At 72.3% G+C, this 18,848-nt stretch carries 19 protein-coding genes; 8 read left to right on the plus strand and 11 right to left on the minus strand.

Annotation, left to right across the window (positions count from 1 at the left end; translation table 11 throughout):
• Nucleotides 1–1,305 (minus strand): protein kinase (locus AB0O00_RS12610; RefSeq protein ID WP_363650957.1); only part of this gene is annotated, 1,305 nt, incomplete at its 3' end.
• A 425-nt stretch (nucleotides 1,306–1,730) separates the two neighbouring features.
• Here AB0O00_RS12610 and AB0O00_RS12615 point away from each other — a divergent pair.
• Nucleotides 1,731–2,378, plus strand: coding sequence for a TetR family transcriptional regulator (locus AB0O00_RS12615; protein WP_359964992.1), 648 nt, complete (start codon nucleotides 1,731–1,733; stop codon nucleotides 2,376–2,378).
• A gap of 218 nt (nucleotides 2,379–2,596) precedes the next feature.
• Here AB0O00_RS12615 and AB0O00_RS12620 read toward each other — a convergent pair whose 3' ends face one another.
• The 6 genes from AB0O00_RS12620 to AB0O00_RS12645 form a co-directional block, all read right to left on the minus strand.
• The gene (locus tag AB0O00_RS12620; protein ID WP_363650959.1) at nucleotides 2,597–3,541 is read right to left on the minus strand and encodes a beta-ketoacyl-ACP synthase III; all 945 of its coding nucleotides are present in this window, start codon (nucleotides 3,539–3,541) and stop codon (nucleotides 2,597–2,599) included.
• Between the two features lie 143 nt (nucleotides 3,542–3,684).
• Nucleotides 3,685–4,929, minus strand: coding sequence for a L,D-transpeptidase family protein (locus AB0O00_RS12625; protein WP_363650960.1), 1,245 nt, complete (start codon nucleotides 4,927–4,929; stop codon nucleotides 3,685–3,687).
• A 125-nt stretch (nucleotides 4,930–5,054) separates the two neighbouring features.
• The gene (gene mqnE, locus AB0O00_RS12630; RefSeq protein WP_363650961.1) at nucleotides 5,055–6,218 is read right to left on the minus strand and encodes an aminofutalosine synthase MqnE; all 1,164 of its coding nucleotides are present in this window, start codon (nucleotides 6,216–6,218) and stop codon (nucleotides 5,055–5,057) included.
• A gap of 51 nt (nucleotides 6,219–6,269) precedes the next feature.
• Nucleotides 6,270–7,232: a threonine/serine dehydratase gene (locus AB0O00_RS12635; protein ID WP_363650962.1), complete on the minus strand. Its 963-nt coding sequence runs from the start codon at nucleotides 7,230–7,232 to the stop codon at nucleotides 6,270–6,272.
• A 4-nt stretch (nucleotides 7,233–7,236) separates the two neighbouring features.
• Entirely contained in the window at nucleotides 7,237–7,695 is a 459-nt protein-coding gene (locus tag AB0O00_RS12640; RefSeq protein ID WP_363650963.1) for an Lrp/AsnC family transcriptional regulator, read from the minus strand.
• A 119-nt stretch (nucleotides 7,696–7,814) separates the two neighbouring features.
• A complete protein-coding gene (locus AB0O00_RS12645) occupies nucleotides 7,815–8,489 on the minus strand; it encodes a UbiX family flavin prenyltransferase (RefSeq protein ID WP_363650964.1) in 675 nt (224 codons plus the stop codon).
• A gap of 66 nt (nucleotides 8,490–8,555) precedes the next feature.
• On the opposite strand from AB0O00_RS12645, the gene AB0O00_RS12650 reads away from it, so the two are divergent.
• Both AB0O00_RS12650 and AB0O00_RS12655 read left to right on the plus strand, forming a co-directional pair.
• Nucleotides 8,556–9,299, plus strand: coding sequence for a cyclase family protein (locus tag AB0O00_RS12650; RefSeq protein ID WP_363650966.1), 744 nt, complete (start codon nucleotides 8,556–8,558; stop codon nucleotides 9,297–9,299).
• Between the two features lie 102 nt (nucleotides 9,300–9,401).
• Complete coding sequence (locus tag AB0O00_RS12655) at nucleotides 9,402–10,118, plus strand: MOSC N-terminal beta barrel domain-containing protein (protein WP_363650968.1); 717 nt, start codon at nucleotides 9,402–9,404, stop codon at nucleotides 10,116–10,118.
• A 32-nt stretch (nucleotides 10,119–10,150) separates the two neighbouring features.
• Here AB0O00_RS12655 and AB0O00_RS12660 read toward each other — a convergent pair whose 3' ends face one another.
• Nucleotides 10,151–10,519, minus strand: a complete 369-nt coding sequence (locus tag AB0O00_RS12660; protein ID WP_363650970.1) for a VOC family protein — start codon at nucleotides 10,517–10,519, stop codon at nucleotides 10,151–10,153.
• Between the two features lie 67 nt (nucleotides 10,520–10,586).
• Nucleotides 10,587–11,360, minus strand: coding sequence for a TetR/AcrR family transcriptional regulator (locus tag AB0O00_RS12665; RefSeq protein ID WP_363650971.1), 774 nt, complete (start codon nucleotides 11,358–11,360; stop codon nucleotides 10,587–10,589).
• A gap of 102 nt (nucleotides 11,361–11,462) precedes the next feature.
• Between AB0O00_RS12665 and AB0O00_RS12670 the strand changes: the two genes are divergently transcribed.
• Entirely contained in the window at nucleotides 11,463–12,689 is a 1,227-nt protein-coding gene (locus tag AB0O00_RS12670) for an FAD-dependent oxidoreductase (protein ID WP_363650972.1), read from the plus strand.
• 3 nt (nucleotides 12,690–12,692) lie between these two features.
• Here AB0O00_RS12670 and mqnP read toward each other — a convergent pair whose 3' ends face one another.
• Entirely contained in the window at nucleotides 12,693–13,589 is an 897-nt protein-coding gene (gene mqnP / locus AB0O00_RS12675; RefSeq protein ID WP_363650974.1) for a menaquinone biosynthesis prenyltransferase MqnP, read from the minus strand.
• On the minus strand, nucleotides 13,586–15,037 hold the full coding sequence (locus tag AB0O00_RS12680) for a menaquinone biosynthesis decarboxylase (protein ID WP_363650976.1): 1,452 nt from the start codon (nucleotides 15,035–15,037) through the stop codon (nucleotides 13,586–13,588). Before AB0O00_RS12680 ends, mqnP begins: the two co-directional genes overlap by 4 nt.
• A gap of 112 nt (nucleotides 15,038–15,149) precedes the next feature.
• Here AB0O00_RS12680 and AB0O00_RS12685 point away from each other — a divergent pair, with 112 nt between their 5' ends.
• The 4 genes from AB0O00_RS12685 to AB0O00_RS12700 all read left to right on the plus strand — a co-directional run bounded on the left by AB0O00_RS12685 (nucleotide 15,150) and on the right by AB0O00_RS12700 (nucleotide 18,785).
• Nucleotides 15,150–15,548: a PLD nuclease N-terminal domain-containing protein gene (locus tag AB0O00_RS12685; protein ID WP_363650978.1), complete on the plus strand. Its 399-nt coding sequence runs from the start codon at nucleotides 15,150–15,152 to the stop codon at nucleotides 15,546–15,548.
• Nucleotides 15,549–16,018: 470 nt separating this feature from the next.
• Nucleotides 16,019–17,620 carry an acyl-CoA carboxylase subunit beta gene (locus tag AB0O00_RS12690; RefSeq protein ID WP_363650980.1) on the plus strand — a complete coding sequence of 534 codons (1,602 nt, stop codon included), beginning with the start codon at nucleotides 16,019–16,021 and terminating at the stop codon, nucleotides 17,618–17,620.
• Between the two features lie 108 nt (nucleotides 17,621–17,728).
• Nucleotides 17,729–17,938: an acyl-CoA carboxylase subunit epsilon gene (locus AB0O00_RS12695; protein WP_363650982.1), complete on the plus strand. Its 210-nt coding sequence runs from the start codon at nucleotides 17,729–17,731 to the stop codon at nucleotides 17,936–17,938.
• Between the two features lie 220 nt (nucleotides 17,939–18,158).
• Entirely contained in the window at nucleotides 18,159–18,785 is a 627-nt protein-coding gene (locus AB0O00_RS12700; RefSeq protein WP_363650984.1) for a ScbR family autoregulator-binding transcription factor, read from the plus strand.
• The last annotated feature ends 63 nt before the right edge of the window (nucleotides 18,786–18,848 follow it).

The following is an 18,848-nucleotide window of genomic DNA, read 5'->3' on the forward strand; positions in this document are numbered from 1 at the left end:
GTCGGTCTCGGCCGGTGCGGCGCCGGGACCGGTCTGCTCGTGCTCGGCCCGCGGGCCCGGGCCTATCCGCACGGACGCGCCGGGCAGCCGCACCTCGGCGGCGCCGCCGTCGGTGGGGGCGCGGTGCTTGTTGGGCGAGCGGATCTTCTCGGTGGCGATCTCCGCCTCCGAGAGCTGGCCGGGCCTGGCGTGCACCGGCCCGAGCGGCGGCGGGACGTGGCCACCCGGGTGCTGGGTGCGCGGGTCCTCGTGGCCCGGGCGCTGCGTCGGCACCTGCTGGTGCGGCTGCGAGTGCGGCTGGGGCTGCGGGTGCCCGTGCGGGCCCGGGGCGGACGGCGGCTCGGCCGGGTGCAGCGGCCCGGTGCCCTGCGGGGGCGCGGGCGGGGCCGGCGGTGCGGGCGGCGCGGCGGGCTGGCGCCGCCCGCGCTTGCGCTCGATCAGCTCCAGCGCGTTGGCCGGGAGCCAGTCCCCGGCCTCGCCGGAGGCGTCGTCCCGGGAGAACAGGTGCGGGGCGAGCTCCGCCTGGATCTGCGCCGGGGTGGGCCGGTGCTCGGGCGAGGGCCGCATGCAGGCGCGGACCAGGTCCATGAGCTCGACCGGCATCCCCGAGTAGTCGGGCTGCTCGCGCAGCAGCTGGAACACCGTCTCGACCGGGTTCGAGCCGCGGAAGGGCGGGTGCCCGGTGGCGCAGAAGACCATCAGCGAGCCGAGCGAGAAGACGTCGCTGGCGCCCCGGACGGTCCGGCTGTCGCGGGCCTGCTCGGGCGACATGTAGGCGGGGGTGCCGACCGCGACGTTGGTCATCGTGAGCCGGGTGCTGGAGACGCCGGCCGCGATGCCGAAGTCGATCACCTTCGGGCCGTCCTCGACCACCAGGACGTTCGAGGGCTTCAGGTCGCGGTGGATCAGTCCGGCGGCGTGGATCGACTGCAGCGCCTCGGCGATGCCGGCGACCAGCCAGCGGGTGGCGTCCACCGGCAGCGGGCCGCACTCCTCGACCAGGTCCTCCAGGGAGGGCGCCGGGATGTAGGCGGTGGCCAGCCAGGGCACGCGCGCGTCGGCGTCGGCGTCCACGACGGCCGCCGTGTAGAAGCCGCCGACCGTCTTGGCCGCGGCGATCTCCCGCGCGAAGCGGACCCGGAACAGCTCGTCCTCGGCCAGCTCCCCCCGGACGGTCTTGATGGCCACCCGCCGGCCGGAGGCGGAGCGCGCCAGGTAGACCAGGCCCATCCCGCCCGCGCCGAGCCGCCCCAGCACCTCGAAGGGCCCGATCCGCCTCGGATCGTGCGCCGTCAGCTGGTCCACTCCGCTGCCACCTCCCCGTCCAGGCACCCGCCGCGTGGTGCCGGACCCGATTCTCCATGGCCGCCCGGCCCATCTCCAACCTCCCCCGCCCAGGACCGGCAGGGGCCCCGCGGACGGCACCGCCAGGTCAGTGGCGGCGGAACGGCCGGATTCTGACGCCCGATCCGGCGGCGGCTTGCGTCCGGGCCCTGCGGCGCCCTCGGGAACCGCAGGTCGTCCACCACCCATCTCCGTCACGCTCTGTCACCCGACCACCCCTCAGCGGACTCGCCGTCACGCTGTGAGATCGAAAGCACACGGGGGGGCTACATCGAGACGCGGTGAATATCCGTCCGAAGTGGTTCATGCCCCTATAGCAACCCCCGAGCGGAGTAATAGTCGCATCACCGAATCGCGCCAAGATCGTGCCACGGTAAGCTGACGGCATGACAGGACAAGTTCGCACCGTCGACGGTCGCGTCGCCGGGCGACGCGGACAGGAGACGCGGCAGAAGCTGCTCGACTGCCTCCGCGAGATGCTCAGCACGTCGCCCTATCGGGACGTCAAGGTCATCGACGTCGCCCGTATGGCGGGTACCTCCCCCGCGACCTTCTACCAGTACTTCCCGGATGTCGAGGGCGCCGTCCTCGAAATCGCCGAGGAAATGGCCAAGGACGCCGACACCCTCAAAGAGCTGGTGGCCGGAAAGTCCTGGGCAGGGAAGTCCGGACCGACCACTTCGGAAGAACTGGTCGACGGATTCCTCGCCTTCTGGCGCAAGAACGACGCCATTCTCCGAGTGGTCACGCTCGGTGCCGCCGAAGGGGACAAGCGGTTCTTCAAGATCCGCATGACCGTCCTCAACGCGGTCGCCAAGCCACTCGCGGATGCCGTCAGGGAACTCCAGGCGAAGGGACAGGCCGACAAGTCGCTCGATCCCAACGCCGTCTCCGGGGCCCTGGTCTCGCTGCTCGCCTCGGCGGCCGAGCACCAGAAGGCCTTCACCTCCTGGGGCGTCAAGGTCAAGGACCTCAAGCCCAACCTCGCTCCCCTGGTGTACCTGGGCGTCACCGGCAAGAAGGCGCCAAAGTAGACCATCCGCTCATCCGACCATCCGCCCGCGCGCAGCCCCGGCCTCCTGTCCGGGGAACGACGGACGGCGGCCGTGTCCTCGGGGGAGGTCCGCCGACGTACCGCAGCGCGCCAGGGCCAGACATGCCGGTGGGCGGGCACCCCTCACACAGGGTGCCCGCCCACCGGCATGCTTGCCACGGACGAGTCGGGGCATCGGGGACGGTGTCCGGTGCCGCCTCAGGGGCAGCGGACCACCTGGCCGGCGTAGGCCAGGCCACCGCCGAAGCCGAACAGCAGGACCGGGTCGCCGGGCGCGAGCTCGCCGCGCTCGACCAGCTTGGAGAAGGCCAGCGGGATGGACGCGGCCGAGGTGTTGCCGGACTCCACGACGTCCCGGGCCACCACCGCGTCGGGGGCGCCCAGCTTGTTGGCGATCGCGTCGATGATCCGCAGGTTCGCCTGGTGCGGCACGAAGCCCTTCAGCTCGGACGGGTCGATCCCGGCCCGCTCGCAGGCCTGCCGGGCCAGCGGGGCGAGCTGGGTGGTGGCCCAGCGGAAGACCGACTGGCCCTGCTGGCTGATCACCGGGTCCCAGCCGGTGATCACCACGGCGTCGCCCTTCTCCGGCTCGGAGCCCCAGACGACCGGGCCGATGCCTGGCTCGGCGCCGTCCTCCTGGGCCTCGACGACCGCGGCGCCGGCGCCGTCGCCGAAGATCACGCAGGTCGAGCGGTCGGTCCAGTCGAGCGTGTCGGACATCCGCTCGGCGCCGATCACCAGCGCCCGGGTGGCCGCACCGGCCCGGATCGCGTGGTCGGCGGTGGCCAGCGCGTAGGAGAAGCCGGAGCAGACGGTGTTGATGTCGTAGGCGGCGGGCGCCCGGACGCCCAGCCGGGCGGCCACGGCGGCGGCCGTGTTGGGGCTGCGCTCGATGGCGGTGCAGGTGGCGACCACGACGAGGTCGATCTCGTCGGCGGTGCGGCCGCTGCGGGCCAGCGCCTTCTGGGCCGCCTCGGTGGCCATGTCGACGAGGGTCTCGCCCTCGGCGATGTGCCGGGTCCTGATCCCCACCCTGGTGCGGATCCACTCGTCGGTGGTGTCGACGAGCGTCGCCAGGTCGTCGTTGGAGAGGACCTTGGGGGGCTGGTAGTGACCGAGTGCCACGATGCGCGAACCGCTCATGCTGCCATGCAACCGGGTTACCCGCTGGTCAGCCGGGCACCATCGGCTACAGGATCCGCCCCCGCGAACTGTAGGAGGCCGACAAGGGGCGTTGCGGCACTTGGGGTTCCGCTTCGCCCGCGGCCGGACCGTCCGCTCCGGTGTCAGGCCGCGAGCGAGGTCGCGTCGCCCATGACGATCACCGGGTGGGCGGCCGGATCGAGGGTGCGGATGAGCTGCGCCATCTTGTCCTCGGGGATGGAGACGCAGCCGTGGGTGGGGCCGTCGTGGTCGACGTGGAGCCAGATGCCGCCACCCTTGGACCTGCCGTCGGGCCGGCGCGGGTCGAGCGGCGAGTTGCCGGGCACCCGGTTGTAGTTGATCGCCACGACGTAGTCGAACGAGCCGGCCAGCTGGTCGCCGAAGAAACCCGTCCCGGAGACCACGAAACTCGGGTCCTTGTCGTACGGGAGCTTGCTGCCGGGGTCGGCGTTGCGGCCGCCGGCGTCGGTGAGCGCGAAGACGCCGATCGGGCTGCGCAGGTCGCCCTCGTTGTGGTCGGTGGTCCAGCCGTTCTTGCCGTTGTGGCCCTGCCAGGTCTCGCCGGCCAGCCAGCGGCCCTCCGGGGTCCTGGTCCACAGCGTGACGCTGTTCTTGTCGGTGTCCTTGCCCTGGCCGGTGGCGACCACGACCTGGTTGGTCTGCGCGGGTATCCGGGCGGTGAAGGACGCGCCGAGGCCGGGTATCGCGGCCACCGAGCCGTCGTCGCGGGTCTCGCTGCGCCCGGCGGCCGGGGTCTGGACCTGCCGGTCCGCGGCGGCCTGGGCGGCGGCGGCCGGGGCGGGCTGGTCGGGCGTGCTGACGCCCTCCGGGCCGGGGCCGTCCGCGGTGGTGACGCCGGGTTTGGCGGCGTCCTGGCCGACGGTGTACCAGCCCGCGGCGGCGGCGACCAGCAGCGCGGTGCCGGCCATCACGGCCTTGCCGTGACGCTTCTTCTTGGCCTTGCGGCGGTGGCCCCGGGCGGCGGTCCTGGCGCCCACGACGGGGGCGGCGGCGGCCTGGGACGCGGGCTCGGGCTCGTACAGCGGCTCCGGCTCGTACACCGCTTCCGGCTCGTACAGCGGCTCCGGTTCGTACAGCGGCTCCGGCGTGCCGAAGTCCTCGAAGCCCTGGGGCGCCTGCGCGTACGCCTGGAACGGCTGGTCGTACGCGTCGAAGTACCCGTCAGCGGGCTGCCCGTACGGCTGGTACTCGCCGTAGGGGGCCTCGTAAACCGGTTCCCCGTAGGCCTCGTAGGAGCCATACGACGGCTCGTGCGGAGGCTCGTGCGGCTGCTGTGGCACCCCGTACACCGGCTCCTGCATCGGCTCGTACGGCAGGTACGTGGTGGCGCGATGTGAACCGGACATGGGGCCGATCCTGCCAAACGGCGTACCCGTTGGTAAACCCGGGCGATGGACGGGACCTGTGAAGACGCCCGTCCCCCGGGCCGGCGGTGCGGCCCGGGGGACGGGAACGTGCAGGTGGGGGCAGGTCAGAGGCGCATCGCCTGCGGGGTCTCGCGGCGCATCGGGTCGGGGCCCTCGTACTCGCGGATGATCTCGTAGCGGGTGTTGCGCTCGACCGGGCGGAAGCCGGCGTCGCGGATCAGGCCGAGCAGGTCGTCGCGGCCGAGCTTGTTCGGGGTGCCGAAGTTGTCCGCGTCGTGGGTGATCTTGTACTCGACCACCGAGCCGTCCATGTCGTCCGCGCCGTGGCTGAGCGCCAGCTGGGCGGTGGTGACGCCGTGCATCACCCAGAAGACCTTGACGTGCGGGACGTTGTCGAACAGCAGCCGGGAGACCGCGAAGGTCTTCAGCGCCTCGGCGCCGGTGGCCATCTCGGTGCGCGCCATCAGGCGGTTGCGCACGACGCCGTCCTTGGAGTCGTGGAAGTCGTGCTGGTAGCGCAGCGGGATGAAGACCTGGAAGCCGCCGGTCTCGTCCTGCAGCTCGCGCAGCCGCAGCACGTGGTCGACGCGGTGGCGGGGCTCCTCGATGTGGCCGTACAGCATGGTGGACGGCGTCTTGAGGCCCTTGCTGTGCGCCAGGCGGTGGATGCGCGACCAGTCCTCCCAGTGGGTGTCGTGGTCGACGATGTGCTGGCGGACCTCCCAGTCGAAGATCTCCGCGCCGCCGCCGGTCAGCGACTCCAGGCCGGCGTCGATCAGCTCGTCGAGGATCTCGTCCGCGGGCAGGCCGCTGATCTTCTCGAACCAGTGGATCTCGGTGGCGGTGAAGGCCTTCAGCGAGACGTTCGGCAGGGCCGCCTTCAGCTCCCGCAGCGAGCGCGGGTAGTAACGCCAGGGCAGGGTCGGGTGCAGGCCGTTGACGATGTGCAGCTCGGTGAGGGACTCGACCTCCATCGCCTTGGCGAGGCGGACGGCCTCCTCGATGCGCATCGTGTACGCGTCCTTCTCGCCCGGCTTGCGCTGGAACGAGCAATAGGCGCAGGACGCGCTGCACACGTTGGTCATGTTGAGGTGGCGGTTGACGTTGAAGTGGACGACGTCGCCGTTCTTCTGCGTCCGCACGTGGTGCGCCAGGCCGCCCAGCCAGGCCAGGTCGTCGCTCTCGTAGAGCGCGATCCCGTCCTCGCGGGTCAGCCGCTCACCCGCGTAGACCTTCGCCTCCAGCTCGCGCTTGAGCCCTGCGTCCATGCGGTGCCCCGCCTCCTCCGACTTCGATTCCTTGCCGGAACGAGCGTACGCCTATGCCGAGAGCAGCTCCGCGAGCAGTGCCGGTTCGATGTTCCCGCCGCTCACGACGGCCGCGACCGCCCGGCCGCCGGTCTGCTCGGCGCGGTGGAAGTACGCGGCCGGGGCGACCGCGCCGGAGGGCTCGGCGACGAGCCGGCCGCGGCGGGCGAGCAGGGCGACGGTGGCCCGGATCTCGTCCTCCGTGACGGTGACGATGTCGTCCACGTAGGCCGTCAGGTGCTCGTACGGGAGCTTCCCGACGGACGGGGTGCGCAGGCCGTCCGCGATGGTGCGGTAGGTGTCGGCGACCGGCCACTCGACCCGGCGGCCGGTGCGCAGGCTCTCCCGCGCGTCCGCCGCCAGCTCCGGCTCGACGCCGACCACCCGGATCTCCGGGCGGGTGAGCTTGAGCGCGGCCGCCGTCCCGCCGATCAGGCCGCCGCCGCTGACCGGCACCAGGACGGTGTCCAGCCCGGCCGGGGCGTCCTCGGCGATCTCCAGGCCGACCGTGCCCTGGCCCGCGATGATGAACGGGTCGTCGTACGGCGGCACCCACACGTAGCCGTGCCGCTCGGCCAGTTCGCCGGGCAGCGTGTCCCGCTCGCCCGGCGCCACCAGGATCACCTCGGCGCCGAAGCCGCGGGTGGCCTCCACCTTGACGGCGGGAGAGGTGTCCGGCATGACGATGACGGCCTTGATGCCGAGCAGCTGTGCCGCATACGCGACCGCCTGCGCGTGGTTGCCGCTCGACTGCGCGACCACCCCGCGGGCCCGCTCGTCCTCGGTGAGCGCGGCCAGCCGGTTGTAGGCGCCGCGGGTCTTGAAGGCACCGGTCGGCTGGAGGTTCTCCGGCTTCAGCCAGAGGCGGCGCCCGCCCCCGGCCGCCCACGGGGCGGGGACCAGCGGGGTGCGCACCGCGACCCCCGCGATCCGCTCCCGGGCCGCGCGCAGCTCCTCCAGGCCGACCAGTGCCATGACGTCACTCTCCTTCGGGGGGGAGCTCGCTCACCCGGTTCTCCCACTTCGTGGAGAGTACGACGGTGGTACGGGTGCGGGCCACGCCTTTCGTGCCCGAGATCCGCTTCACCACCGACTCCAGGCCGGCCACGTCGGCCACCCGGACCTTGAGCATGTAGGAGTCGTCACCCGCGATGAACCAGCAGTCCTCGACCTCGTTGAGGTCCTTCAGCCGGAACCCGACGTCGTCGTGGTCGGCCGCGTCGGTCAGCTGAAGGCCGATCAGCGCCGTGACGCCGAAGCCGAGCGAGGCCGGGTTGACCGTCGCCCTATAGCCGGTGATGACACCGGCCTGCTCCAGGCGGTTGATGCGGTCCGTGACGCTCGGGCCGGAGAGTCCGACCAGCCGGCCCAGCTCGGCGTAGGACGCACGGCCGTTCTCCCGGAGCGCCTGGATGAGCTGTCTGTCCACCGTGTCCATATACCGTCCGCGTCCTTCCGAACCTCACCAGACCCACAGATCATTATCCGGATTCAAAGGCGCCGTGCAGGGACCAACCCGGATATCGCAGAGAACATACTCTCCTGCCCCCGGCCTCCTCACTCCCCCTCAGCCGCCGCCGGTGCGCCGCCGGCGTCCCGGCGCGCCGCCGCGCCCAACTCCCCTTCCCAGCGCAGGTACAGGGAATGCGGCACGCCGACGGCGTCCAGCACCCGCCCCGCGACGAAATCGACGAGTTCGCGCACGGTGGAGCCGCCCGCGTAGAAACCGGGCGACGCGGGGAGCACGACGGCGCCCTGCGCGTCCAGTTCCACCAGGTGCTTCAACGTCACCCCGTTGAGTGGCGTCTCGCGCACGCACACGACCAGCGGGCGGCGCTCCTTGAGGGTGACGCTGGCCACCCGCTGGAGCAGGTCCTTGCTCAGGCCGAGCGCGATCCCGGCCACCGCACCGGTGGTCGCCGGGACGACCAGCATGCCCTTGGCCGGGTACGAGCCGCTGGACGGGCCGGCCGCGAAGTCCCCCGCGGACCAGTGGCGGACGTCGTCCAGGCCCTCGTCGCTGCCCAGCCACGCGGCGAGGTCGGCCCGCCAGTGCGCGTCCCGGAAGGAGATGCCGGTCTCGTCCAGGATGGTGAGCCGCGCGGCGCGGCTGACGACCAGGTCGACGGACTCCCCCGCCGCGAGCAGCGCACGGATCACGGACGCGGCGTACGGCGTCCCGGACGCACCCGAGACCCCGACCACCCACGGTTGACGCTTCACTGTTGCCATGGGCCATTTCTATCCGGCCCCACCCGGCGCGGCCGCATCCGCGCGTCCCCCTGCGAGGATGAGGCCATGGCAGCGACCCTCGTCGACCTCACCCACCAGGTGACCACCGCGATGCCGGTCTACCCCGGCGATCCGGCCGTCGTGCTGGAGCCCGCGCTCACCACCGCGACCGCCGGGGTGAACGTGCTGGCCCTGCACCTCGGCTCGCAGTCCGGGACGCACGTGGACGCGCCGTACCACGTGGACGTCACCTGGCCGACGCTCGACGGGCTCCCGCTGGAGCGCTTCACGGGCCCGGCCGTGGTCGCCGACCTGCGCGGTCTCGATCCCCGGGCGGCCGTCACGCCCGAGTTGCTCGCGCCGGCGCTGGAGCGGGCGGGCGAAGGGTCCGTCCTGCTGCTGGCCACCGGGTGGGCCCGGCACTGGGGCACCGACGCGTACTTCGCGCACCCGAGCCTGACCCCCGACGCGGCCGCGGCGATCGTCGCCGCCGGGTTCCGCACCGTCGGCGTGGACGCCCTGAGCGTCGACCCCACCCCGGACCCAGGGCCCGGCGACCCGGCGGTGGCCGCGCTGCTGGCCGACCTGACCGACGAGCACGACCAGCCGGCCGCCGGCGAGCCGACGCTGGCCGCGCACCGGGTGCTCCTGGGGGCGCCCGGCGGCGGGGTGATCGCGGAGAACCTGACCGACCTGCGGGCCCTGCTGGACGCCCAGGAGGCCGGGCTGCCGGTGGAGGTGTCGCTGTTCCCGCTGCGCCTGGTGGCGGCGGACGGCGCCCCGGTCAGGGCGGTGGCGCGGCTCGGGTGAGAGCGGCTCCGGCCGTGTTCCGGGACCGGCCGGTTCCGGCCAACTGCCCTGCCGGGGCTTGGTCTAGACCATCCCCCGGACCCGCCGGTACGCTGTCCGCTCATGGCAGAGATCATCGGAGTGATCGAGCGACTCTGGCGCTACCCCGTGAAGTCCACCGGCGGCGAGCGGCTCGACTCCGTCGAGGTGGAGCGGCGCGGCCTGGCCGGCGACCGCCTCTACGCCGTCCGCGACGCGGCCGGCCGGTTCGGCTCGGGCAAGAACACCCGCCGCTTCCGGCGGATGGACGGCCTGCTCCGGCTCTCCTCCAGACTCGGCCACCGGCTCGACGGCCCCGAACTGCTCGACCCGCTCGGCCGCCCGGTCGCCGACCCCACCGCCTTCCTGCGCGCCTACCTGCAGCGCGACGACGTCGAACTCGCCCGCGAGGACGCCGTCTCGCACTTCGACCAGCTGCCGGTCAGCGTGATCACCACCGCCACCCTCGACTGGGCCCGCGAGGCCGCCCCGCTCACCGTCGTCGACGAACGCCGGTTCCGCCCCAACATCGTGCTGCGCACCCCGCCCGGCACCCCGCCGTTCGTCGAGGACACCTGGTTCGGCCGCGAAGGCCGCACCGAAGCCCCGGACGGCGCCCGGCTCGCCTTCGTCCGCTCCAGCGAGCGCTGCGCGATGACCTCCGCCGCCCAGCCGGGGCTCCCGCACGCGCCGGAGCTCCTCAAGGCCATCGTGGCCGCCCACGACGGCCGGCTCGACGCCCTCGCGGAGGTCGCCGCCCCCGGCCGGCTGAGCGTGGGCGACCGGCTGACGCTCTCCTGAAGGCCGTTGCCATCAAGTGAATTGACTGGCCGTCAGCCCCGGATCAAGCACACGGGATGTCCGGCCGGGTCCGCGAAGATCCGCCAGCCGCCGACGTCGCGCAGGCGGACGGCGCCGAGCGCCAGCACCTCGCGCTCGGCGGTGTCCAGGTCCTCGACGTCGACGTCCAGGTGCGCCTGCTGGGGGTGCTCGGGATCCGGCCAGCGGGGCGGGCGGTGGTCGGCGACGCGCTGGAAGCAGAGCACCATGCCGCCTTCGAGGTGCTGCGTGGACCAGCCGTCGCCGAGCGTCCAGCGCGGATCCGGCCGGTCGACCTCGCCGCCCAGCAGGCCCGCGTAGAAGCGGGCCAGCGCGGCCGGGTCCGGGCAGTCGAGCACCAGGCACTGCAGTTTGCCGATCACGGTCGTCTCCGTCCTCCGGTGGTGTTCTCCGTGGCCGATTCTCGCCGGTGGACGGGGAGTTCGTGCCTCAGGGCAGCGTGACGGCCCGCAGGTAGGCCTGCGTGAACAGCTCGATGGTCTCGTCCCGCGAGGGCAGCCCGGCGCCGAGCACGGATTCGAGGACCGGCCGCAGCAGCACGTGGTTGATCATCGGGCCGAGCAGCAGCTGGACCAGCACCGGCATCGGGAGCGGCCGCAGCCGGCCCGCCTCGACGTGCGGCAGCAGCAGCCGGCCCAGGCCGTCGACCATCCGGGGCAGGTGGGCCGTCATCATCCGCGCGGCCGGGCCGTCCGGACGGCTGAACAGGTCCGCGAACACCGCCGGGACGACCCGCGGCTCGTGCTCCAGCGCCGCCGCGTACAGCCGGTAGAGCGCCCGCACGGTGTCCTCCAGGCGCTCCGGCGGATCGGCCGCGAGGGCCTCCAGGTCGGGCAGCGGGCCGTGCTCCTCGAAGACGGCGGCGAGCAGGCCGTCGCGCCCCTCGAAGACGGCGTGCAGGCTCGGCAGCGAGCAGCCCGCGCGGTCCGCGACGGCGTCCAGCGTGATCCCGCCCAGGCCGCGCTCGGCCACCAGCCGGGCCGCCGCGTCGATCGCGCGCTCGCGCACCGGGCGCCGCCCGCCCGGGTCGACACCCGCCTGCCGGACGGCCTCGTCCAGGGCGCCCCGGGAGCCGCCGAGGCGGCGCAGCAGCGTGCTGCGGGAGATGCCGGCGGCCGTCGCGATCGCCGTCAGGGGGACGTCCGCGACGTCCCGGCCGCGCTCCTTCGCCGCCGCGAGCGCCGCGGCCACCAGATCCTTCATGTGGAGCATCGTACTACTTGACACCTGGGACGGTTCCAGAGAGCCTGTTCATGCAAGTTCCACGCAGAGAGTGACCAGCCAGGCACTGAGGGGAGAACTGCCATGAGCGTCGTCATCTCCGGGGGCGGACCGGCCGGCATGATGCTGGGCCTGATGCTGGCCCGGGCCGGCGTCGAGGTGACCGTGCTGGAGAAGCACGGGGACTTCCTGCGCGACTTCCGCGGCGACACCGTCCACGCGTCCACCGTGCGCCTGATGGACGAGCTCGGGCTCGGCCGCGAGTTCGCGAAGCTGCCGCAGAGCCGGCTCGGCAACATGGTCGTGCCGGTGGCGGGCGTCGGCGACGTCGCGCTGAGCGCCTTCGAGAAGCTGCCCGCTCCGTACAACTACATCGCGATGATCCCGCAGTGGGACCTGCTCAACTTCCTCGTCGAGCAGGCGAAGAAGGAGCCCTCGTTCACCGTCCGGATGAACACCGAGGCCACCGGCCTGATCCGGGAGGGCGGCCGGGTCGCCGGGGTGCGCTACCGCACCCGGGACGGCGAGGAGGGCGAGATCCGCGCCGCGCTCACCGTCGCCGCCGACGGCCGGCACTCGACGCTGCGCCGGGAGGCCGGCCTGGTGCCCGAGGAGTTCCCGGTCCCGTTCGACACCTGGTGGTTCCGGCTGCCCCGGCACGCCGACGAGCAGGGCGTCCCGCCGAACCTGGCGCCCGCCTTCGGGCGGGGCGAGCTGGCGATCAGCCTCACCCGCGAGGACTACTTCCAGATCGCGTACTTCACCGCCAAGGGCGCCGACGCCCGGCTCCGCGCCGAAGGCATCGAGCGCTTCCGCGCCCGCATCGCCCGGCTGATGCCGCGGTACGCGGACCGGGTCGACCAGCTGGCCGGCATGGACGACGTCCACCTGCTCGACGTCCGGCTCAACCGGCTGCACCGCTGGCACACCGACGGCCTCCTGCTGATCGGCGACGCCGCCCACGCGATGTCCCCGGCGGGCGGGGTGGGCATCAACCTCGCCATCCAGGACGCGGTGGCCACCGCCGCGCTGCTCGCCGAACCGCTGCGGCGCGGGCGCGTCACCACCGCCGACCTGGCGAGGGTGCAGCGGCGGAGGTGGCTGCCGATGGTGGTGATCCAGCGCATGCAGCGGCTCCTGCACGAGGTGATGTTCGCCCCGGTCCTCTCCGGCCGCCGGGTCGGCCCGCCCACCCGGCTCGTCCTGCTCGCCCGCTACGTGCCGGGCTTCCGGCAGATCCCGTCCCGCCTGATCGCCCTCGGCCCGCGGCCGGAACACGCGCCGGCCTTCGCCCGCCGGGCATCGGCCTGACCGTCAGATGCCGAGGCCCCGGATGATCAGGTCCACCAGGGCGAAGAAGAACAGCGAGATGCCGACGAAGCCGTTGGTCTGGAAGAAGGCGCGGTTGAGCTTGGAGAGGTCGTTCGGGCGCACGATCGTGTGCTCGTAGACGAACGCGCCGGCCACGACGAACAGGCCGATCCAGAACGCGGCGCCGGCGCCGGTGAGGACGCCGAACCAGGCCAGCAGGCCCGTGGTGACGAGGTGGCAGACGCGGGCGCCCCAGATGGCCGCCGGGATGCCGAAGCGGGCCGGCACCGAGCGCACGCCGCCGTGGCGGTCGGACTGCACGTCCTGGCAGGCGTAGATGAGGTCGAACCCGCCGATCCAGATCCCGACCGCGCCGCCGAGCACGACGGCCTCCCACGACCAGCTGCCGGTCACCGCGAGCCACGCGCCCACCGGGCCCATCGCCTGCGCCAGCCCGAGGATCGCCTGCGGGAAGTCGGTGAACCGCTTGCCGTACGGGTAGACGACCATCGGCACGACGGCCACCGGCGCGAGCGCGAGGCACAGCGGGTTCAGCATGGCCGCCGCGCCCAGGAACACCACCAGGGCGACCGCCGAGCCGGTGTACGCCGTCTTCAACGACACGGCGCCGGTGACGAGTTCGCGCCCGGCGGTGCGCGGGTTGCGGGCGTCGATCTCGCGGTCGATGATCCGGTTCGCGGCCATCGCGAAGGTCCGCAGGCCGACCATGCAGACGGTGACGACGAACAGCTGGCCCCAGTGCACCCGCTGGTCGGCGAGGAACATGGCCGTCAGCGCGGCGACGTAGGCGAAGGGCAGGGCGAAGACCGAGTGCTCGATCATCACCAGGCGCAGGAAGGCCTTCGTGCGCCCCGGGGTTTCGACGGCGGCCGTGCTCACAGCCCGTACTCCTTCCAGCGACGCGACACCAGTGCGGCCGTGGCCGGGTCGGACGAGACCATCTCGGGCCAGCCGCCGTCGCGGGTGTAGCCCTCCTCGGGGAGCTTGCGGGTCGCGTCGATGCCCGCCTTGCCGCCCCAGAACTGCTGGTAGGAGGCGTGGTCGAGGTGGTCGACCGGGCCTTCGACGACCGTCAGGTCGCGGCTGTAGTCGACGTTCCCGAAGGCCCGCCAGGCGACCTCCTGGTAGTCGTGCACGTCGCAGTCCGCGTCCACCACGATGATCAGCTTGGTCAGCGACATCATGTGCGCGCCCCAGATCGCGTGCATCGTCTTCTGGGCGTGCTTCGGGTACTTCTTGTCGATCGAGACGATCACGCAGTTGTGGAAGCCGCCGGCCTCGGGCAGGTCGTAGTCGACGATGTCCGGGATGATGATCTTCAGCAGCGGCAGGAAGAACCGCTCGGTGAACTTGCCCAGCGGGCCGTCCTCGGTCGGCGGGCGGCCGACCACGATGGACTGCAGGAGGGGGCGGCGGCGCATCGTCACGCAGTCGATCTTCAGCGCCGGGAACGGCTCCTGCGGCGTGTAGAAGCCGGTGTGGTCGCCGAACGGGCCCTCGGGGAGCATCTCGCCGGGCTCCAGCCAGCCCTCCAGCACGACCTCGGCGTCGGCCGGCACCTGGAGCGGGACGGTCTTGCAGTCGACCATCCGCACGCGCTCCCCGGCGACGAACCCGGCGAACAGGTACTCGTCGATGTCCCCCGGCAGCGGCGCGGTGGCCGCGTAGGTGACGGCCGGCGGGCAGCCGAAGGCGATCGCGACCGGGAGGCGCTCGCCGCGCTTGGCGGCCACCGCGTAGTGGTTGCGGCTGTCCTTGTGGATCTGCCAGTGCATGCCGATCGTCCGGCGGTCGTGCCGCTGGAGCCGGTACAGGCCGAGGTTGCGGATGCCGGTGTCCGGGTGCTTGGTGTGGGTGAGGCCCAGGTTGAAGAAGGAGCCGCCGTCCAGCGGCCAGGTGAAGAGCGCGGGCAGCTCGTCCAGGTTGACGTCGTCGCCGGTGAGCACGACCTCCTGCACCGGGGCGTCCTTGACGTTGCGCGGCGGCACGTGCGCCATCGAGGCGAGCTTGCCGAAGGCGTCCCGGAAGCCGGTGAAGCCCTGCGGCAGTTCGGGCTTGAGCAGGCCGGCGATCTTCTCGGAGATGTCGTCAGGACCCTTGAGGCCGAGCGCCTTGGCCAGGCGCCGCTCGGTGCCGAAGACGTTCATCGCGAGCGGCATCGACGAGCCCTTGACGTTCTCGAAGAGCAGCGCCGGGCCCTTGGCCTTCTGCACGCGGTCGACGATCTCGCCGATCTCCAGGTGGGGGTCCACCTCCGCCTTGATGCGCTTGAGGTCGCCCTCGCGGTCGAGAGCCCGGAGAAACGAGCGGAGATCGTCGTATGCCATGCCAGTCAGTATCCGCCACCCGATAGCCTGGCTTCGTCAAGGGCCCCCGGGGAGGGCCCCAGGACGCAGCCAGTCCCAGCCCGTCCAGTCGTCGCCGGGGGAGATCGCCGCCGTGCTCAGGATCCTGACCATCGTCGTCCCGCTCGCCCTGTGGGTGTGGGCCTTCATCGACTGCCTGACCACGCCCGAGGACGAGGTGAAGCACCTGCCCAAGGTGGTGTGGGTGATCATCGTGCTGCTGTTCCCGCTGGTCGGCTCGATCGCCTGGCTGGTGGCCGGCAAGCAGCGCGGCGGCGTGCGGACCACGGGCGGCGTGCGGGCCCCCGGCCATCCGGGGCACGAGCGCCCGCGCGGCGGCCGTCCGCCGGCGCCGGACGACGACCCGGAGTTCCTCGCCTCCTTGAAGAAGAACGACAACGAGCACGAGGACATGCTCAAGCAGTGGGAGGCGGACCTGCGCCGCCGCGAGCGCGAACTGCGCGGCAAGGACGAGCCGGAGGACGGACGTTAACGGCACGCCTCAGCCCTGACCCCGCCCGTTCGGGGGATCGCTCGGACAGCCCACCAGGCAGGCGCCGGGTGGGCTGTGGCGTTTTTGGCGCTTCCCTACGACTGCGGCCCCACTACCACGACTCCCCCTGGTCGTCCCACCAGACTTTAGCGACGCTTGAGCGGGGCCCCAGACGGCTGCCCTACGCTCCCGGGTGACGGCCCTGACCTGCGCTTTCCTTCATGCTCAGATCATCGGACCATCATCTGTCCGACAACCCCCGGTATTCGAACGGACACCGAGCGCAGCGGGTGAGGCCCGGTCGCTTCTGTGCAGGCCTGACAGCCAAACGCTCCCGACCTTGTACGGAATCGACGCCGAAACCAGCGCACGGCCCCTCGTACAGTCATAAGTGAAGAAAGTGATTCGCAGCCGGGGGCACAGCAGACGTTGGCTGTCGGACAGTTCCCTCACCCTTGGAGTGGTTCGAGATGACGGTTGTGCATGAGGCGCCGGTCGGCGGCGAGATCCCGGAGATTCCGGCCGACGCCCGAGGTCGGGTCGCCGAGCTGCACGAACTGCGCGAGAAGGTCCGGCGCGGCCCGAGCGAGAAGGCCACCGAGGCCCAGCACGCGAAGGGCAAGCTGACCGCCCGCGAGCGCATCGACCTGCTCCTGGACGAGGGCTCCTTCCACGAGGTGGAGCCGCTGCGCCGGCACCGCGCCACCGGCTTCGGCCTGGAGGCCAAGAAGCCGCACACCGACGGCGTCGTCGTCGGCTGGGGCACCGTCCACGGCCGCACCGTCTTCACCTACGCGCACGACTTCCGGATCTTCGGCGGCGCCCTGGGCGAAGCCCACGCCCAGAAGATCCACAAGATCATGGACATGGCCATCGCGGCCGGCGCGCCCCTGGTCTCGCTGAACGACGGCGCCGGCGCCCGCATCCAGGAGGGCGTGACCGCCCTCGCCGGCTACGGCGGCATCTTCCAGCGCAACACCAAGGCCTCGGGCGTCATCCCGCAGATCTCCGTCATGCTCGGCCCCTGCGCCGGCGGCGCCGCCTACTCCCCCGCGCTGACCGACTTCGTCTTCATGGTCCGCGAGACCTCGCAGATGTTCATCACCGGCCCGGACGTCGTCCAGGCCGTGACCGGCGAGAAGATCAGCCAGAACGGCCTCGGCGGCGCCGACGTCCACGCGGGCGTGTCCGGCGTGTCGCACTTCGTCTACGACGACGAGCAGTCGTGCATCGAGGAGGTCCGCTACCTCCTGTCGCTGCTGCCGCAGAACAACCGCGAGATGCCGCCGCCCGTCCTCAGCGACGACCCGGTCGAGCGCCGCAACGACAGCCTGCTCGACCTGGTGCCGGCCGACGGCAACCGCCCGTACGACATGCGCAAGGTCATCGAGGAGATCGTCGACCACGGCGAGTACCTGGAGGTCCACGAGCGCTGGGCGACCAACGTCCTGTGCGTGCTGGCCCGGGTCGACGGCCACGTCGTCGGCATCATCGCCAACCAGCCGCAGTCGCTGGCCGGCGTCCTCGACATCAATGCGAGTGAAAAGGCCGCCCGCTTCGTCCAGATGTGCGACGCGTTCAACATCCCGCTGGTCACCCTGCTGGACGTCCCCGGCTTCCTGCCCGGCGTCGACCAGGAGCACGGCGGCATCATCCGCCACGGCGCCAAGCTGCTGTACGCGTACTGCAACGCCACCGTGCCGCGCATCTCGCTGATCCTGCGCAAGGCCTACGGCGGCGCCTACATCGTCATGGACTCCCAGTCCATCGGCGCCGACCTCACCTACGCCTGGCCGACCAACGAGATCGCCGTCATGGGCGCCGAGGGCGCCGCCAACGTGATCTTCCGCCGCGACATCAACGGCGCCGAGGACCCGGACGCCATGCGCGCCCAGAAGATCAAGGAATACAAGAACGAGCTGATGCACCCGTACTACGCGGCCGAGCGCGGCCTCGTGGACGACGTCATCGACCCGGCCGAGACCCGCGAGGTGCTCGCCTCGGCACTCGCCATGCTCCGCACCAAGCACGCCGACCTGCCCAGCCGCAAGCACGGCAACCCGCCGATGTAGCGGTCGCGGGCCACCGCGTCGCAGCAGCACCCGGAAGGCCTCGCGTCCCCACAGCGCGCGGCACCGAGCGAGACCACACACCACAGCCCGGGGGAGAAACCACACACCATGACCGCTTCCGCCGAACCCCTCGTCCGCATCGTCCGCGGCTCCGTCTCCGACGAGGAGCTGGCCGCCCTCACCGCCGTCCTGATGGCACGCGCCGCCGCCGCGCAGCAGGCCGCCGCCATCGCGCCGGTCGAGCCGATCGCCAACTGGCAGCGCCTGGAGCGCCGCCCGGCCTACTACTCGCCGGTCAGCTGGCAGCAGGCCGCCTGACGGTCCGGGAACTCCCCCGACGGCCGGTCACCCCACGGGGTGGCCGGCCGTCGCGTCTGCGCCGTTCGCACCCGTCCGGCCGCCCGGCCGGGGGAAGCCCCCGGACCGGGTCCCGAGCGGCTCGGTAGGATACCTACTGGACGGTATGCGGCCCGCCCGCCCGTCGGCCCCCATAGGATCGGCCGCTGCCGAGGTACCAGAACTATCCAGGGAGGCTGCGATGGCCAGGCAGGCCCGCGCACTGGCGACCCGCCAGGCGGTACTCCTCGCGGCGGCCGAGGTGTTCGACGAGCGCGGCTACGCCGCCGCCACGATGTCCGACATCCTGGATCGGGCCGGCGTCACCAAGGGCGCGCTGTACTTCCACTTTCGCTCCAAGGAGGAGCTGGCGCTCGCCGTCATCCTGGAGGGCCAGAGCGCCTGGCTGGCCACCTGGGAACCGTCCTCCGACAGCCCGATGCAGACGGTGATCGACCTCTCGTACGCGTTCGCCCGGGCCCTGCAGGACGACGTCCTGGTGCGCGGCAGCATCCGGCTGACGATCGAGCACGGCAGCTTCACCCAGCCCCAGGTCGCGGCCTACCAGGGCTGGTCGGACGCGACGCGGGAGCTGCTGGAGCGGGCCCAGGAGGCCGGGGAGCTGCACCCGGGGATCGACCTGCGCGGCGCGGCCCTGGTGATGCAGGGGGCCGTCACCGGCATCCAGCTGAGTTCCCAGGTGCTGACCGACCGGCAGGACCTCATCGAGCGGATCGCCGACCTGTGGACGCTGCTGCTGCCCGGTCTCGTCCAGCCGCACGCGCTGACGCGCCTGAGCGTCGTCGAGCGCGTCCCGGCGGCCTCCTGACGCCGCTCCCCGAGCGGGCAGCCGTCAGAGCCGGTAGGCGCCGCTGCGCCCGGCGTCCACGAG

Origin of the sequence: Kitasatospora sp. NPDC093558, from assembly GCF_040683475.1 — a bacterium.
GTDB lineage: Bacteria > Actinomycetota > Actinomycetes > Streptomycetales > Streptomycetaceae > Kitasatospora.